Genomic DNA, 15,356 nt, shown 5'->3' with positions numbered 1-15,356 from the left:
GAGCACCATTCTCCCTCCTGCCTCCCTCCGACGACATTGTTTCAGACACCTTCAATCTTTTCAGTTGTCTGATATAGCTTGGGCCCGCACAGCGACGAGGCTGTGCACCGGCGAGTGGGAGGATGGCCATGCCCAGTCTGGAAGAAGAGATCAGCAACGCTGGAGGGGCGCTCAGCCTGCTCCGTCAGGGGCGCTCCGGTGCGTACCCGTTCCCGATCAAGGCCGAGTACAGCAACTGGCGCGACGAGCAGGAGGCGTGGCGGGGCAGCGCCGCGCTGATGGACCTGTCGCACCACATGCCGGATCTCGTCGTGCAGGGACCCGACACGTACAGCCTGCTGGAACACCTCGGGGCCAACAGCTTCCAGGGCTTCGGCCCGGGCAGCGCCAAGCAGCTCATCACCGTCCGCCCGGACGGCTACATGATCGGCGACTGCATCCTGTTCTGCGTCGGCGATCGCAACGTCCGCGTCGTCGGCCGCCCGCCGGCCCTCAACTGGGTCCAGTTCCACGCGGAGACCGGCGACTGGGACGTGACCGTGCGGCGGGACGAACGTACCGTGAACAACCCGAAGGGCCGGGAGCTGTTCCGGTTCCAGTTGCAGGGCCCACACGCCGCGGCGATCTTCGAGAAGGTCAACGGCGGCCCGATGCCCGACATCCCGTTCTTCCACATGGGAGGCTTCAAGGTCGGCGCCTACGAGGTCACCGCGCTCAACCACCGGATGTCCGGCTTCCCCGGTTACGAGTTCACCGGGCCGTTCGCGAACTCCGAAGCCGTGCGCGACGTCATCGTGGAGGCCGGCGCCGAGTACGGCCTGCGCCTCGTGGGCGCCCGCGCCTACGCCTCGGTGGCCACCGAGTCCGGATGGATAGCGAACACGCTGCCCGCGACCTACACGGGCGAGGACATGAAGGCGTTCCGGGAGTGGATGCCGGCACGCTCGTTCGAGGGCAGCCTCGCTCTCGGCGGCAGTCATGTCGCCGACCGCATCGAGGACTACTACCTCACCCCCTGGGACCTCGGCTACGGCCACATCCTCAAGTTCGACCACGACTTCGTCGGGCGGGCGGGACTCGAGGCGATCAAGGACCAGCCGCACCGCCGCAAGGCCTGGGTGCTCTGGGACCGCGAGGACGTGACGAAGATCTTCGCCAGCATGCACGAGCCGGGCGACCAGCGCTTCAAGTACCTGGAGATGCCGGCCGCGTTCTACACCGCCTGCCAGTTCGACCGCGTCGAGAAGGACGGCGAACTCGTCGGCTCGGCCATGCTCACCGCGTACTCCTCGAACGTGCGCGGCTGGATCTCGCTCGGCACGATCGACCCGGCCGCCGCGGTGGGCGACCAGGTGGAGATCGTGTGGGGCGAACCGAACGGCGGCTCACCGAACCCGGCCGTGGAGCGCCACACCCAGACCCGTGTGCGCGGCACCGTCATGTCGCGGCCCTTCCCGAACAAGCTCTGACGGGGCCGAGCGGGACGTGGGAGGTCCGGCGCAGAGCGCGGGTGGGCGCGTCGTCGGCGAGGCCTGAGCGGCCTGTGCCGAGCGGAGTGCCGCCGGTCCACCACCGGGTGGCGGACCACGCCGAGCGTGGCGACTACGAGGCCGAGTCGGCGTACACACGGACGGACCACCGGAAGAACCGGCGCGGCCGTCGGCGGCAGGACCGAGCGCGGCTTCTCCGGCGGCCCTGCCCGGCCAGGGCGAGCGTATGGCGCGGAACCCGGCCGCCCAGCTCCTCCCGGACACGGGCCACCAACCGCCCGAGGCGCCGAGCGACCCGGGCAACACTCTCGGCTCGCTGCACCGGGCGACGCTCTGCGCGCCGCATCCATTGCTGACGCCGCGTGGGCCGACGGAACCGCCCCCGCCCGCGTCGGCTAGGACCTGTCCGGCCCACCGACGGGCACTCACGCCGACGCGCGGACCACGATCCTGCCGAGCACCGGGGCCAGGCCGCCCAGGTCGATGCCGAGGGCGCCCCGGGCGGCGAGCCGCCCCAGAATCTCCGCGTCGATGTGGACGGTGCTGAGCGCGGGCGAGGACAGGGAGCCGTACTCGGTCTCGTCGAAGCCGATCACGGCCATGTCCTCGGGCACCCGCAGCCCCAGATCCTTCAGGGCCGTGAGGCTGCGCAGCGCGATGTCGTCGTCGAAGGCGGCCAGAGCGGTCACCTCCGAGTGAGCCGCCCGGAACGCCTCGACCGCGGCGGTGCCGGCCGCCCGGGGCCTCGGCACGACGAACCGCTCCAGGGGCGGTAGTCCCAGCCGCCGGGCGGCCTCCTGGGCGAATCCGAGCCGGGCCTCGGTCAGCGGGAAGTCGTGGTCGGGCAGGGCCATCGCGATCCGGGTGTGTCCCCGTTCGGCGAGGTAGCCGATCTGCAGCGCGGCATTGGCGGCGAACCCGTTCTCCCAGTCCTGCTCGTCCGGCTCGTGTCCCCGCATGTAGACCTCGCCCAGCCTGAGCACCGCGCGCGGCACGATGGCGTCGAGGATCTTCTGCGTGGTCTCGGGTGCCGCGTACCCGTGCCGGACGAGAAGGACGTGGTCGTGTTCGGCCAGTTCCTCGTCCAGGCCCCGGACATAGCTTCGGGAGAAGTTGCCCTCCATACCCCGGTCGACATAGAGCACGACGATGCGCGACGAGCCCTCGCGCAGGGCGCGGGCGATGCCGTGCGGGACGTATCCCAGGTCCTGGGCGGCCTCCATCACCCGCTCCCGGGTGGCCGTGGAGATGGTCTGCCGTGGGTCGTCGTTCAGCACGAAGCTCACCGTCGCCCGCGACACTCCGGACGCCTTGGCCACGTCGCTCAACGTCACGCGGCCAGAACGGCCCATGCCGGCCCACTCCTTCCCTGTCGAACCACGCGCCCTTTCACGAGCGGTGTCACCAGAAGTGGTGTCCGACCTCTAGAACGATTAAGCATCAGGCGCTAGCCTACGCGACTAGATCGTTCCAGTTCCTCGCACCACTCTCCCATCGGTCACTAGATCGATTCAGTTCGCACTGTCGGCTTCCCCCGCGTCCGCGCCACCGTGCATGCGACGCCGTACGACGATCACGCCCGCCGTCGCTGCCGCCGGGCCGGCTGAGCCGCCGCCCGCCCCGAAACGCGCGGGCCGCGTGCTGCTTCCCCTCAGTGCGCGGCCCGCGTCCAGCCGAGGCGGCCCCCGCTGTCCGCCGACGCTATGGCCAGCAGTCGGCTCGCTTTCAGTTCGGTTTCCAGCCACTCCCGCTCGGGATCCGAGCCCCAGGTGATGCCGGCTCCCGTGCCGAACTTCAGGAGTCCCTCGGCGCTGTCGATCCAGAAGGTGCGGATGCCGACCGCCAGTTCACCGCGGCCGCGGTCGGCGTCGACCCAGCCGATGCCACCGCAGTAGGGGCCCCGTGGGGACGTCTCCAAGGTTTCGATGATCTTCAGGGCGCTCTCCTTGGGCGCCCCGGTGACCGAACCGGGCGGGAACGTCGCCGCCAGCAGTTCGGGCCAGCCCAGCCCGTCGCGCAGTCGCCCCCGCACCGTGGACACGAGATGGACGAGTCCCGGATGCTTCTCGACGGCGCACAGGTCCGGCACGGTCACGGAGCCGGGGACGCAGACGCGGCCGAGGTCGTTGCGGACCAGGTCCACGATCATCACGTTCTCCGCGTGGTCCTTCTCCAGCAGATCCGCCTCGGTGCGGCCGGTTCCCTTGATGGGCCCCGAGGTGACCTCGCCTCCGTCGCGACGGAGAAAGAGCTCCGGGGAGGCGGTGGCGACCTCCACGCCGTGCCGCGGGAGGCGGACGAAGCCTGCGTACGGCGCCGGGTTGTGCCGTGCCAGCGAGCCGGCCAGCGCCCCGACGTCGGCGCCCGTCTCCACGGGAGCGAACAGCACCCGGCACAGGTTGGCCTGGTAGACCGCGCCGGCCGCGATGTGTTCGCGGATGCGTGTCACGCCGTTCTGGTAGGCGCGGCGGTCGAGCGAGGTGGACCAGGCGTCGGCGCGCGGTCCGTGCCACGGCGCCGCGGGAAGGTCACGCTGCTCGGTCCGCCGTACGTCGCGGAAGCGGGCGCATGTCAGCCGGCCCTCGAAGTCGGCTGCCACGGCCCAGAAGCCCTTGGATTCGAGGGCCGAGGGATCGCTGGCGACGTCGACGAGACCGGTGGCGAGATGTCCGCCGAGCAGGGCCGTGGGAGGGGGCAGGTGCATTCCGCGCGCCTCCTGTGCGGTGCGCACTTCTGTGTGGTGCGGCCTTCTGTGTGGTGCGGTGCCGTCGAGGAACATCTGGAACGCTTGCGGAGCGCCCTACGCCACGGCGGCCTCGTGTTCGGCACGCCATTGGGCGGCACGCAGCGTGTTGACCATGAGCATGGCGATGGTCATCGGGCCCACCCCACCGGGAACGGGGGTGATGCGGTCGGCGATGCCGTCGAGTTCGTCGGAGCGGACGTCGCCGGCCAGGCCCGAGGGCGTGCGGTGGATACCGACGTCGATGACGACGGCGCCGGGAGCGACGTGTTCGGGGCCGACGAGCCCGCGCACGCCGGTGGCGACCACGACGATGTCGGCGGGCCGGGTGACCGCCGCGAGATCGGTGGTGTGTTCGTGCGCGACCGACAGGGTCGCCCCGCGCCGCAGCAGCAGCTGGGTCAGGGGTTTTCCGACGAGTTCACCCCAGCCCACGACGGCGACGTGGGCGCCCCGGAGGGGAATGCCCTCCGCGTCGAGCAGTTCGACGACACCGCTGGGCGTGCAGGGGCGCAGCCCCCGCTCGCCCCGGGCGAGGCGACCGAGGCTGGCGGTGGTGAGGCCGTCGACGTCCTTGGTGACGGGGATGCGGTCGATCAGGGTGGCCGCGTCCAGGTGGCGGGGCAGCGGGAGTTGGAGCAGGATGCCGGAGACCTGCGGGTCAGCGGCGAGCTCGTCGATCACCGCGGCCACCTCGTCCTGCGTGGCGTGCCGGGGCAGGTGGCGGTGGAAGTCGCGCATGCCGGCCTCCCGGACGGCGCGTCGTTTGGCGGCGACGTACACGGCGCTGGCCGGATCGTCGCCGACGAGGACGGTCGCCAGCCCGGGAACTCGTCCCGAACCCGCAGCCGTGGCGACCTCCTTGGCGACCCGGGCGCGGATCCGCTGGGCGATCCCGGCGCCGTCGATCGTGGTTGTCATGGTGACGGACCGCTTTCTTGTCATGCGGAACGATTCACCCGGGTGAGGGCGAGGGTGAGGGTGAGGCGTGCTGCGTGCGGTCGGCGTGACCACGGCCTCACGGCGCCGGTACCGGGCCGACCGTCAGTCGTCGTAGCGGCCGACGGTCGGCCCGATGGGACTCGGCGCACGACGGGACCGTCCGTCCCACACCGGGCGAATGCTCCTGTCAGGCGAAGACGATGGTGTGGTTGCCGTTGCGGATCACCCGGTCCTCGGCGTGCCACAGCACGGCGCGGGAGAGCACCGCGCGTTCCACGTCGGCGCCCCGGCGGGTGAGGTCGGCCGCCGTGTGGGCGTGGGTGACGCGGACGACGTCCTGCTCGATGATCGGGCCCTCGTCGAGGTTCTCGGTGACGTAGTGGGCGGTGGCTCCCACCAGCTTCACGCCCCGTTCCTTGGCCTTGGCGTACGGTCCGGCGCCGATGAAGGCGGGCAGGAAGGAGTGGTGGATGTTGATGATCGGCGCACCGACGGCATGGATGAAGTCGCCGGAGAGGATCTGCATGTACCGGGCCAGGACGACGAGGTCGACGTTGCCCTGAAGCAGTCGGAGGTGTTCCGCCTCGGCGGCGGACTTGTCCGCGCCCTGGCAGGGGACGTGGAAGAAGGGGATGCCGAAGCTCCGTACCTCCTCGGCCACATCGGGGTGGTTGGAGATCACCATGGCGACGGTGACCGGGAGTTGGCCCTGCCGATGACGCCAGAGCAGGTCGAGCAGGCAGTGGTCGGACTTGGAGGCGAAGATCGCGACCCGCTTGGGGACAGACAGATCGCGCAGGGTGTACGTCAGCCCGAAGGCGCCCACCAGGTGTTCGTCCAGGTCGGCCTGCAGGGCGGGCAGCGCGGCCCGGAGGCCGTCGAGGCCGAAGACGGTGCGCTGGAAGAAGGCGCCGCCCTGCGGGTTGTCGGAGTACTGGTCGAGGGAGACGATGTTCGCGCCGTGGCCGCTGAGGACCGACGTCACGGCGGCGACGATGCCCGTGGCATCGGCGCCCTGCACGATGAGCGAGGCCTGCGGGGCGAGCGCCTTGCCCGGAGCGGTGCGGGCCGGGGCGTCTTGCATGAGGGTCATGCCAGGCTGTCCTTCCGAAAGCGGGCGGCCCACTCCGAGGTGGCCCTGAGCCCGCCGAACGTATAGAAGTGGATCTTCAACTCGCCATGGCGGCCGGGGTCGTACGCCATGGCGAGGTCACGCAGGAAGCGGTCGGGACCCGCGGTGCCCATGAGGTTGGTCAGCGAGAGCCCGTACTTCCTGACGACGGACGCGCTGGTGCCGACGCCGAAGCGGGACGCGTACGCCATGAGCCGGCGCACTCCGGCCGGACCGGGCACCCCGATCCTGACCGGGAGCCCGATGCCCCGGCGCCGTACCTCCTCCACCCACGCGAGCACCGGATCGACATCGAACCCGAACTGTGTGATGACGCCGCCCTCCAGGGGCCGGGCGGCGAGCGCCGCGTGCTTGTCCTGCAACGCGGACCACAGCACATCGCCGTCGATCGCGGGATGGCCCTCCGGGTAGCCGGTGACGCCGACGTGCCGGACGCCGTACTCCTGCAACAGCCCCGTGTCGATCAGCGACAGCGCATCCTCGTAGGGGCCCTCGGGGTGTGCCGGGTCTCCGCCGACGAGGAACACGTCGTCGGAGGTGCCGTCGGCGTGCAGGCCGGCCAGGAACCGCTCGAAGTCCGCACGCGACCCGAGACGGCGGGCGGATATGTGCGGTACGGGCACGAAACCGAGTCGCTTCACCGCCCGGGCCGCCGACAGGCGCATCTCCAGGTCCTCGTTGCCGAGGAAGGTGACATTGATCCTGGTGCCCTGGGGGATGCTGTCGCGGGCCTCCTCCAGCTTCGGGACGTCCTTCCCTGTCATCTCCAGGGAGAAGTCCTCGAGTAGTGACGTGCCGACCGCTGTTCGTACCGTGCTCGCGGGGTTCATCGTCGTTCGTCTCGCTTTTCGGTCGGCCGGCGTCAGCGGTTGCGTCGGTAGAGGGTGCGTGCGTGCTGGTTGAACGGGGAGGGCTGGACGGTGGCACGGATGCGGGGGAAGCCGAGGTCGGCCTCCGGGTCGGTGCCGGAGCCGGGGTGCTCGCCCCAGACGACCGTCACCTCGGTGCCCGGTACGGCCTGTTCGGCGTCGATCAGCGTCTGCGCCAGCACGGTCCCCACCGGGTCGATCGACGCGCTCTGCATCGTCACGCCGACCAGCCCGGAAGCGCTCTCCACCCGGTGCCGGGCATAGGAGAGGACGAAGCCGGGGTCCTTGCCCTGTCCGATGACGGTGCGCACGTCGTCCGCGTCGAGGACGAGGGTGACCTTGGTGCGCAGCGGCCCGTCCTTGGCCTTCAGCAGCGCGTCCCGGCCCACGAAGTCATGCGCGAAGTGGATCAACTTGCCGTAGCCCAGCTCGTACGGGGAGACGTAGTAGTCCGCGATGTCCTCCGAGAAGTGGCTGCCGTTGAGCGGGCGCTTGCCCTCGATGCCGAACAGGGGCAGGTACCTGCGGTATTCCAGCAGGTCCGGGTCGGTGTAGATGCCGGGTACGGGCGAGGGGATCCAGCCGCTCTCCACGCTGGGCGTGGCGTACGCGAGGGCGCCCACCTGGATGAGGCCGAGCGGCTCGCCCGCCTTCAGCAGCGCCTCGTGGACGTACGCGGCATGCTCCCAGGAGCCGATGAACTCGAAGCCTGCCTGGCCGGCCATGCCGTGGCGCAGGGCGCGCAGGGGGCGGCCGTCGAGGGTGACCGGGCTCGAGTGGAAGAACTTGGTCTCCGGCAACGGTCCGCCGAAGGCCCGCTCGACGAGTTCCGTCGCCAGCGGGCCCTGGATCTGGTATCGGAACAGCTTGGGGTCACCGCCGCCCGGGCGGAAGGCGGAGGACGGGTCGGTGACGAAGCCGACGTCGTAGCCGCCCTTCTCCGCGTGGTACCGCACCCAGTGCTGCGCGGCCGGGATCCCGCTGAGCAGGTACCTGTTCTCGCCCTCGCGGGCGAGGATCCCGTCGGTGACGAGGTGGCCGTTCCGGGTGACCGGCACGTACTGCTTGGCCTGCCCGATCGCGAACTTCTCGAAGTTGTTGGCGCCGTGGTCGGCCAGCACCCGGGTGGCGTCCGGGCCCTCGATCCACAGGTCGTACATGTGGTGCGAGAGGTTGAGCAGGGCCACGCCCTCGTGCCACGCCGCCTGCTCCTGACGCCAGCCCGCGTACTCACGAGCCACCACCTCGGGCGTCCACGGCTCGGCGTTCGGCTGCCACAGCAGGTTGATCGGCGATCCGGCCTTGTCGATACCGTCCTGAAGGGAGGGGATGGTCACAACGGCTCCTTTTCCAAGCTGTTCGTCCGGGGATCCACATCGATCCAGTGCACGGCAAGGGTTGGACCGTCCCGCAGGCCAGACCCACCGCACGGTGTCACTAAAACGATCTAGCGAAAACTAGCAAAGCGACCTCGACCGCACGAGGCGCTGAACGCGGAACCTTTACGTGCGTTCCATGTGCTCGACATAGGCGGCCGCCATCCGCACCGCGTCGAGACTGCCGCGAACATCATGGACGCGGACACAGCACGCGCCCCCGACGGCGGCGAGCGCGGAGACGGCCGCCGTCGCCACGTCACGCCCGCCGGGCGGCCCCTCGCCCGCGTCGACCCCGGCGAGGGCCGCACCGATGAACCGCTTCCTCGACGCACCGACCAGCAGAGGGAAACCCAGCTCCCGCAGCCTGTTCAGACCGGCCAGCAGCGCCCAGTCGTGCTCGGGACGCTTGGAGAAGCCGAGTCCGGGATCGAGGACGATGCGGGCGGGGTCGACCCCGCCCTCCGCCAATCGTCGGAGACGAGCCTCGAGTTCGGCCATGACGTCGGAGACGACGTCGTGGTAGTCCGCGCGGCGGTCCATCTCGTCGCTGGGCGCACGCCAGTGCATGGCGACATACGCAACGCCGGCCGCGGCGACGGTCCGCGCCATGGCCGGGTCGGCCAGCCCGCCGCTGACGTCGTTGACGAGGCGCGCGCCCGCCGCGACGGCCGCCCGGGCCACGGGTACGTGCATCGTGTCGACGCTCACCCGCACCCCGGCCCGGGCGAGTTCGCGCACCACCGGAACGGCCCTGGCCAGTTCCTCGTCGAGGCACACGGGCCGCGCTCCCGGCCGGGTGGACTCGCCCCCCACGTCGACGATGTCCGCACCCTGGGCGGCGAGTTCCAGCCCGCGGTCGATCGCCCGCCGGGTGTCCGCGTACAGGCCACCGTCGGAGAAGGAATCGGACGTCACGTTGAGGATCCCCATCACCAGACAGCGCCCGACTCTCGGCAGCCCTTCCGGCGGCGCGAGGAGCCCCGACCGCCCGAGGGCGGCGCGTTCCATGGTTGACATCGGCGGCAACCTCCTTGACCCCGCGTCCCATCGCGAGATTCGAAACTAAATCGATTTGGCCGAGAGGATACAGACCACCACTAAATCGCTCTAGTCCTGGGAGGGGGAATCGCCGGCGCTCCAGCATGTGACGGTCGCTGCCGTTCCCGGTCATCACGGGCACTCCCAGGCTGCGCGCCAGTCGCGCAGCGGAGGCCTGCGGGTCGCGTTCGACGCCGACGACAGCAACGCCCAGGCTCCGTAGTTCGACACACAGCCGCATGAGCGGATGCTCGGTCCCAGGCTGATCGGCCTGGTGGGGCCGCGGACCCTGCCACGCTCCCGACACGTCATCGTGGTCGGTATGGGGCAGGTGGGCCCTCCACCACCCCGGCGGTGAACAGCGCGGTGAAGGCGACCGTGCCCAGCATGGCCAGGCCCGTCAGCACCTGATAGATCCCCACCGCGTCGACGCACTCCTCCGCCTTGCAGCTGCACGCGCCACACCCCTCGCACCGGTGCCGACGAAGGCAGGACTGATGTCGTCCACCGTGATCGACCGGACAGGCCCGATCGCCATCTGGGGCAGTCATCGCTCTCGCGACAAGCGAGGGGCCTCTGCTAGCGTCCCACCAGGCCTACGCATCCCGAGCCCCGCGGACTGACGACCGGGACGGCCAGGAACGACCCAGCTCGGTGAGTACCTCGTCGGCAGCTCGTTCACCCCTCTCCACGCCTCCGTTGAGGTATCCCCGGCTGTGCGTGCCGGGGTGTTCGCCCGCCATGGGCCTGCGGCCCTGACCCTGGCCCGTCCAGCCCCGTACTTGTGTACCGGCCCGGTCGACCGACGACGTACGAGGCGCGTGCCCCGCAGGGGGGTGAGGCTGTCGCCGGTCTGAGGCGCCTCCCGGCCGGTGCGGCAAGGTTTTCGCAAGGTCGGTGGTTCAGCGTGGGCGTCACCAAGCACGGACGGTCGCGTCCCGGGTGGGCGCCGCCGGTCACGGAGGACGTGAACATGCACGTGAAAGAGATGATCTCCAAGCGGTTCGGCACCGGGCGGGTCCGGTCGGTCACCGTCGTCGCGGCGCTGGGCTGCGCCGCTGTCGTGGGCGTGGCGCCGACCGCGCAAGCGGGCACGGGCTGCACGCTCACCTTGTGCTCGACGACCGTGAACGACAGCGCGTACGGGGTCACGGCCTACTTCAACTGGTGCCGGGGCGGCGACAGCACGGGCGACTCGACGGCCACCGAGCCGAAGTGCGCGTCCGACGACGTGAAGCAGAAGACCCAGAACCTCACGGCGCGAGGCGGCCACACGCCGTACAACCAGGACTGGGACGCCTTCCGCGTGGACGCCGGCTGGTGCTACAAGGTGAAGTTCGTCCGCACCGGGCAGTCCGACTTCACGCGCACCTACGACCGGCGGGGCACGTCAGCGCTCTGGGTGAAGGTCGGGGACAACGCTGACGCGCACGTCCTCGACCAGGGGACCGCGTCCTGCCCGTGACCGGCCGTAAGCACACCCGGCCGGCCGGCGGGCATCGTCCGGGCGGGAGTCAGCGGTGGGCCGGTCGGAGCTGGGGCATCCGAGAGCGTGCAGGCGCCGTTGGACGCGGTGCCGGCGTGCGGAACGCCGCCACCTGACTCACCCCCGCGCCTCCCCACCGGTCCCTGCTTCAGCGGACCTTGGCGTCGGGATGCTCATCGTCACGGAGGGAGCCAGCATGACCATGAAAAAGACAATGGCCGGGTGGGCGGCGTTCGCGGCCGTGAGCGCGGTGGTGGCGAGTGCCCCACCTGCGGCTGCCGAGCCGACCTTGCATGGATGTGTTAGCACAGCCGCCCCAGGCGTGCCGGCCGACCACGGAACGGACGGGACGCCTGGCGCCTGGCCCAGCCCGGCGCACCGAGCGGATCAACCCTCGGCGGACTGCACCAGCGCGATGAACGCCCTGGCCGCGTCGACGTCGGGCGCGTCCTTGACGAGGGTGATCGGGTGTTCGTCGATGGCGTCGGCGGACTCGGGGGTTCAGGAGCAGCTACCGACGGAACCGCGAACTCCCGCCCACCGGTGTCCACTTGGCCGGCCGGCGAGGAGTCGTGAGGGGAACCGTCACAGCTTGGCGACGTCGGCCCGCCGGTTGTCCGGCTTGAACGGCAGCGCGGTGACCGTCGCCCGGATCTCCCGCTGCGGGGTGCCCGGACGGCCCCAGAGGACGACGACCTCCGTGCCGGGTGCCGCGTGCTCAGGGGCGATCACGCAGAGCGAGATCATCGCCCGCAGGGTCGGGCTCACCGTTCGGCCTGTGGCCACGCCCACCGGGTTGCCCGACACCAGCACCTGGTCGAAGTGGGGACCGCGCGAGCGGGGGATCTCCATCTGGTCGGGCAGTTCGGCGTTGCTCAGGAGCGAGGTGACGACACCGGTGACATCCTGTTCGTTCCACCGCAGGCCGACCAACTGACGTGTGGGGACACCGCTTTCGGCGTCCTTGACGAGTGCGTCCCGGCCGATGAAGTCGCGGGCGGGAATGCCCTTGCGGAACCCCCAGCCCAGTTCGCCCGGCTTGCGGAAGTAGTCGGTCACCCCGTCGGCCGGGACGAAACTGCCCGTGGGCGCACCCTTGCGGAACTGCCTCGGTGCACCCGGCGTGAGGATCGACGCCGGCAGATAGTCGAGCCCGTTGGTCGCGATACCGGCTTCGATGTGCTGAACGGGCTGGGCGCGGAAGCCGAGTTGACGGATGCCGACGTCCTGCCCGCTCGCCACGACCGCCGCCCAGATCTCGTTTGCGTGTTCGGCCGGCCCGTGCAGCTCGTACCCGAGCTCACCCGAGATCCCGGTGCGCAGGGCTCGTACCGGGATCCCGCCGACCTGCGACATCCTGCTGCGGCTGAAGCCGATGTCGCGGAGATCGTCTCCCGTCAGCTTCTCCAGCGTGGCCAGGGACGCCGGTCCCTGTATGCCGAAGATGAACCGGTCGGGGCTGACGTCGGTCGCTGCCGCGTCCCACCCGCCCTGGCCCAATTGCCACAGCAGCCAGTCGCAGCTGCCCGCGGTGTAGACGAACTCCTCCGGGCCGAGCCGGCACAGCACGCCCTCGGACGCGATCCAGCCGTTCTCGTCGAGCTGCACATGGTGCTTGATCTGCCCGGTCTCGAAACGCGAGAGATCCCGCATCCCGAGCCTGCCGAGAAACTCGAGCGCCTGCGGGCCGTGCACCTTCACCTTGTGCAGCGAGGTCCAGTCGCCGATGTAGCACGACCCGACGTGGGCAGCGCTCTCCTCGCACCAGTCCGTGTACTCCTCGGGGAGCAGGATCTGCGCGAAGCGGCCGAACGTGCCCCGCGTGTTGCCCTCGTCCTGGGCGGCTGCGGCCGGGCTGAACATCGCCGGCCGCTCGGTGATGAACGGCGCCTCGTTCTGGCGGAGGACCGCTTCGTAGGTACTGCGCTGTTGTGCGACCAAATCCATTTCGTACTCCCACTCTGCGACGCGAGCGACTCCCGTAGCCGTCCCGTTGACCACGGACACGCTTCGCGGGCGCCGCAACGCCGATGACACGAAGCGTCGACGGCACTGTCGGTACGAGCCTGTTCCCGTCAGTCCCGCGGAGGCAGAGCGACGGATCCTCGTGTCGCCCTTCTACTGATCGCCGGCGAAGCCAACTAGATCGATTCAGTGGACGTTAACAGATGGTACCGACCGCAGCGAGAGGCTTGCTGCACCGCTGTTGACGCGCACTCCGCAAGCAAAGAAGAACTTCCCGTACGGCTTCGCTGTCGTGCCGGCGTGCTCGGCCATGAAGAACGTCGGCGACGCCGCGTACGCCTGAACGGCCGGCCTCGTCATTCGGAGTGCCTCCGCCCAGGTTGCGCCACGCCGGTTTGCGGCGATGGTGGAGTCATGCGGCCGGGAGTAGGACGCCGCTGGGTCCCACGCCCCGCCATGGCTTTCGCATCGGCCGCGTGACGAGACGACCGTGACCCGACAGGAGCCCGTCTCCACTTCGGGGTCGCGGAGAAGGGACGGCCATCGTGGTTGCGAGGACCGGAGTTTTCGGCGCCCTGACCGAGGAGCATCGCGAGCAGCTCATGTCACACGCTCGCGAGGTGTCGTTCGCGGCAGGCGAGCGCGTCTTCGACGAGGGCGGCAAGGCCGACCGCTTCTGGATCATCCACACGGGCACGGTCGCTCTCGACCTTCGAGTGCCCGGCAGACGGCCGGTGGTCGTCGAGACCCTCGGTGCCGGAAGACTGCTGGGCTGGTCCTGGATGGTCCCTCCCCATCACTGGCATCTGGGGGCCGAGGCCGGCAGCCCGGTGCGTGCCTACGAGTTCGACGCGGCGGCGGTTCGTGAGATGTGCGCGAAAGACCCGGGGCTGGATCACGAGCTGTGTAGCTATGTCTCCGGCGTGCTCGCGCGCCGGCTCAGGTCCGCCCGGGTGCGACTGCTCGACCTGTACGCGCCCCACGGTGCGGGCGAGGTTCCCTGACGAGGCGAGACGAGGTGCTTCGAGGCGTCGCAGACTGGCCGTCCGGCATGTCAGGCGTCTGCCCGTGGTCGACGACATCGGCATGCTCCAGGGCATCGTCAGCCGCGCCGATCTGCTGAAGGTCTTCCTGCGGTCGGACGAGGACATCGAGGAGGAAGTCCGCCGCACCGTGGTGTCCTGCCCCTTCCCGGCCGTCAGCCACGCCATCCACGTGAACGTGTACGAGGGAGCGTCGGCGCGAGTCACTGCCTCCAGGTGTTGCTGGTGCGGGCCGCCGAGGGCCTTCGGGGCTCCGCACCCGGTGCGGACGCCGTCGCCGTCCCGCCGTGGAACAGTGGAAGGGAAGCGGCATGGGCCGACCGGTTCCTGCGGAGGTCCGCGCCGGGCGAAGGAGGACACGATGAGTCACCCTGTGGTGGCGGGTATCGACGGGTCCGCGCACAGTTCGGTGGCAGCCGACTGGGCGGCGCGAGAGGCCACGCTGCGTGGCGTTGAGCTGCGCCTGGTACATGCCTCCCCACCGCTTCCGGGCACCGCCGTGCCGCTCCCGGCGGTGGACGGGTTGCGTCACATGGGCGAGCGGATGCTCGAGCGGACGGTCGCCGACCTCGGCGACCGCTACCCGCACCTCGAGGTACGGGGTGAACAGGCCGACGACCCCCCGGCCTCGGCGCTCCTCGCCGCGGCGCGCACCGCCGGGCTCCTCGTCGTCGGCACACGGGGCACAGGCGGCTTCGACGGTCTCACGGTCGGCTCGGTGGCCCTGCGGACGGCCATGGCAGCCCCTTGTCCCGTTGTCCTGGTGCCCCGACAGCACGCCGGCGCCTTCGGGGGAGGGATGCCCTCGGCACGCGGCGCCACCCAGGTGGTGGTGGGATTCGACGCGCATCACCCGGTCAGCGAGACGGTGGACTTCGCGTTCTCGGCCGCTGAGGCACGCGGAGCAGGTCTGCGGGTGGTCCAGGCATGGGCCTTTCCTGCCGACTCCGTGTCGCCCCGGACGCTGGCGGTGACGGAGGAGGACCGCGCCACCTGGGAGGACCAGGAGGTCTTCCAGCTCTCCGACGCCCTGCGCGCGTGGCAGGAGAAGTATCCGCGGGTGACGGTCCGTCCCGATGTCGTGCTGCTCCACCCCGCGGAAGCGCTCTTGAGCACGTCCCGCAGTGCGGAGCTGCTCGTCGTGGGCCGCCGTACCGATCCGCAGGCGGTCGAGGGCAGACTCGGGTTCATCGCCCACGGCGTGCTGCACCACGCCCGCTGTCCGGTGGCGGTCGTTCCGCACGTCGGCTGAGGGCGGACCAGCAGGTC

General features: G+C 70.4%; 12 protein-coding genes and 2 pseudogenes. 5 read left to right on the top strand and 9 right to left on the bottom strand.

The annotated features are described in order from the left end of the window. The first annotated feature begins 128 nt into the window (after nucleotides 1-128). Entirely contained in the window at nucleotides 129-1,469 is a 1,341-nt protein-coding gene (locus OG562_RS41135) for an aminomethyl transferase family protein (protein WP_266407204.1), read from the top strand. Nucleotides 1,470-1,915: 446 nt separating this feature from the next. On the opposite strand, the gene OG562_RS41130 is transcribed toward OG562_RS41135, so the two are convergent. From OG562_RS41130 to folP, 7 genes are all read right to left on the bottom strand, one after another. After that, nucleotides 1,916-2,842 (bottom strand): LacI family DNA-binding transcriptional regulator, encoded by a 927-nt coding sequence (locus OG562_RS41130; protein ID WP_266407202.1) that lies wholly within the window; start codon nucleotides 2,840-2,842, stop codon nucleotides 1,916-1,918. A gap of 299 nt (nucleotides 2,843-3,141) precedes the next feature. Continuing rightward, complete coding sequence (locus tag OG562_RS41125) at nucleotides 3,142-4,194, bottom strand: chorismate-binding protein (RefSeq protein WP_266407200.1); 1,053 nt, start codon at nucleotides 4,192-4,194, stop codon at nucleotides 3,142-3,144. Nucleotides 4,195-4,290: 96 nt separating this feature from the next. Then, a complete protein-coding gene (locus OG562_RS41120) occupies nucleotides 4,291-5,154 on the bottom strand; it encodes a bifunctional 5,10-methylenetetrahydrofolate dehydrogenase/5,10-methenyltetrahydrofolate cyclohydrolase (RefSeq protein ID WP_266407197.1) in 864 nt (287 codons plus the stop codon). 208 nt (nucleotides 5,155-5,362) lie between these two features. Next, nucleotides 5,363-6,268, bottom strand: a complete 906-nt coding sequence (gene purU / locus OG562_RS41115) for a formyltetrahydrofolate deformylase (protein WP_266407193.1) — start codon at nucleotides 6,266-6,268, stop codon at nucleotides 5,363-5,365. Further along, nucleotides 6,265-7,137 carry a methylenetetrahydrofolate reductase gene (locus OG562_RS41110; protein ID WP_266407190.1) on the bottom strand — a complete coding sequence of 291 codons (873 nt, stop codon included), beginning with the start codon at nucleotides 7,135-7,137 and terminating at the stop codon, nucleotides 6,265-6,267. Before OG562_RS41110 ends, purU begins: the two co-directional genes overlap by 4 nt. A 32-nt stretch (nucleotides 7,138-7,169) precedes the next feature. Beyond that, a complete protein-coding gene (locus OG562_RS41105; protein ID WP_266407187.1) occupies nucleotides 7,170-8,513 on the bottom strand; it encodes an aminomethyl transferase family protein in 1,344 nt (447 codons plus the stop codon). A gap of 165 nt (nucleotides 8,514-8,678) precedes the next feature. Continuing rightward, nucleotides 8,679-9,572, bottom strand: coding sequence for a dihydropteroate synthase (folP, locus tag OG562_RS41100; RefSeq protein WP_266407185.1), 894 nt, complete (start codon nucleotides 9,570-9,572; stop codon nucleotides 8,679-8,681). Between the two features lie 994 nt (nucleotides 9,573-10,566). Here folP and OG562_RS41095 point away from each other — a divergent pair. Then, a complete protein-coding gene (locus OG562_RS41095) occupies nucleotides 10,567-11,058 on the top strand; it encodes a hypothetical protein (protein ID WP_266407182.1) in 492 nt (163 codons plus the stop codon). Nucleotides 11,059-11,466: 408 nt separating this feature from the next. Here OG562_RS41095 and OG562_RS41090 read toward each other — a convergent pair. Together OG562_RS41090 and OG562_RS41085 are read right to left on the bottom strand one after the other, a co-directional pair. Continuing rightward, nucleotides 11,467-11,577, bottom strand: a pseudogene (locus OG562_RS41090) (molybdate-binding protein); the annotation flags it as partial. 87 nt (nucleotides 11,578-11,664) lie between these two features. Continuing rightward, entirely contained in the window at nucleotides 11,665-13,026 is a 1,362-nt protein-coding gene (locus OG562_RS41085) for a glycine cleavage T C-terminal barrel domain-containing protein (protein ID WP_266407180.1), read from the bottom strand. 620 nt (nucleotides 13,027-13,646) lie between these two features. Here OG562_RS41085 and OG562_RS41080 point away from each other — a divergent pair. The 3 genes and pseudogenes from OG562_RS41080 (at nucleotide 13,647) to OG562_RS41075 (ending at nucleotide 15,339) form a co-directional block, all read left to right on the top strand. Further along, nucleotides 13,647-14,048 (top strand): Crp/Fnr family transcriptional regulator, encoded by a 402-nt coding sequence (locus OG562_RS41080; RefSeq protein WP_266407177.1) that lies wholly within the window; start codon nucleotides 13,647-13,649, stop codon nucleotides 14,046-14,048. Beyond that, nucleotides 13,957-14,163, top strand: a pseudogene (locus OG562_RS46290) (hypothetical protein); the annotation flags it as partial. The gene OG562_RS41080 and the pseudogene OG562_RS46290, both read left to right, overlap by 92 nt. A gap of 285 nt (nucleotides 14,164-14,448) precedes the next feature. Continuing rightward, nucleotides 14,449-15,339 (top strand): universal stress protein, encoded by an 891-nt coding sequence (locus tag OG562_RS41075; RefSeq protein WP_266407175.1) that lies wholly within the window; start codon nucleotides 14,449-14,451, stop codon nucleotides 15,337-15,339. Nucleotides 15,340-15,356 lie beyond the last annotated feature (17 nt).

Source organism: Streptomyces sp. NBC_01275, from assembly GCF_026340655.1.
GTDB lineage: Bacteria > Actinomycetota > Actinomycetes > Streptomycetales > Streptomycetaceae > Streptomyces.
The sequence above is the reverse complement of the archived record's forward strand: the minus strand, read 5'-3'. Positions and strand labels throughout refer to the sequence as shown.

Bases quoted from the DNA above. Each gene is read 5' to 3' on its own strand.
- OG562_RS41135 (WP_266407204.1), top strand. From the start codon at position 129: ATGCCCAGTCTGGAAGAAGAGATCAGCAACGCTGGAGGGGCGCTCAGC.
- OG562_RS41130 (WP_266407202.1), bottom strand. From the start codon at position 2,842: ATGGGCCGTTCTGGCCGCGTGACGTTGAGCGACGTGGCCAAGGCGTCC.
- OG562_RS41125 (WP_266407200.1), bottom strand. From the start codon at position 4,194: ATGCACCTGCCCCCTCCCACGGCCCTGCTCGGCGGACATCTCGCCACC.
- OG562_RS41120 (WP_266407197.1), bottom strand. From the start codon at position 5,154: ATGACAACCACGATCGACGGCGCCGGGATCGCCCAGCGGATCCGCGCC.
- purU (WP_266407193.1), bottom strand. From the start codon at position 6,268: ATGACCCTCATGCAAGACGCCCCGGCCCGCACCGCTCCGGGCAAGGCG.
- OG562_RS41110 (WP_266407190.1), bottom strand. From the start codon at position 7,137: ATGAACCCCGCGAGCACGGTACGAACAGCGGTCGGCACGTCACTACTC.
- folP (WP_266407185.1), bottom strand. From the start codon at position 9,572: ATGTCAACCATGGAACGCGCCGCCCTCGGGCGGTCGGGGCTCCTCGCG.
- OG562_RS41095 (WP_266407182.1), top strand. From the start codon at position 10,567: ATGCACGTGAAAGAGATGATCTCCAAGCGGTTCGGCACCGGGCGGGTC.
- OG562_RS41085 (WP_266407180.1), bottom strand. From the start codon at position 13,026: ATGGATTTGGTCGCACAACAGCGCAGTACCTACGAAGCGGTCCTCCGC.
- OG562_RS41080 (WP_266407177.1), top strand. From the start codon at position 13,647: ATGTCACACGCTCGCGAGGTGTCGTTCGCGGCAGGCGAGCGCGTCTTC.
- OG562_RS41075 (WP_266407175.1), top strand. From the start codon at position 14,449: ATGAGTCACCCTGTGGTGGCGGGTATCGACGGGTCCGCGCACAGTTCG.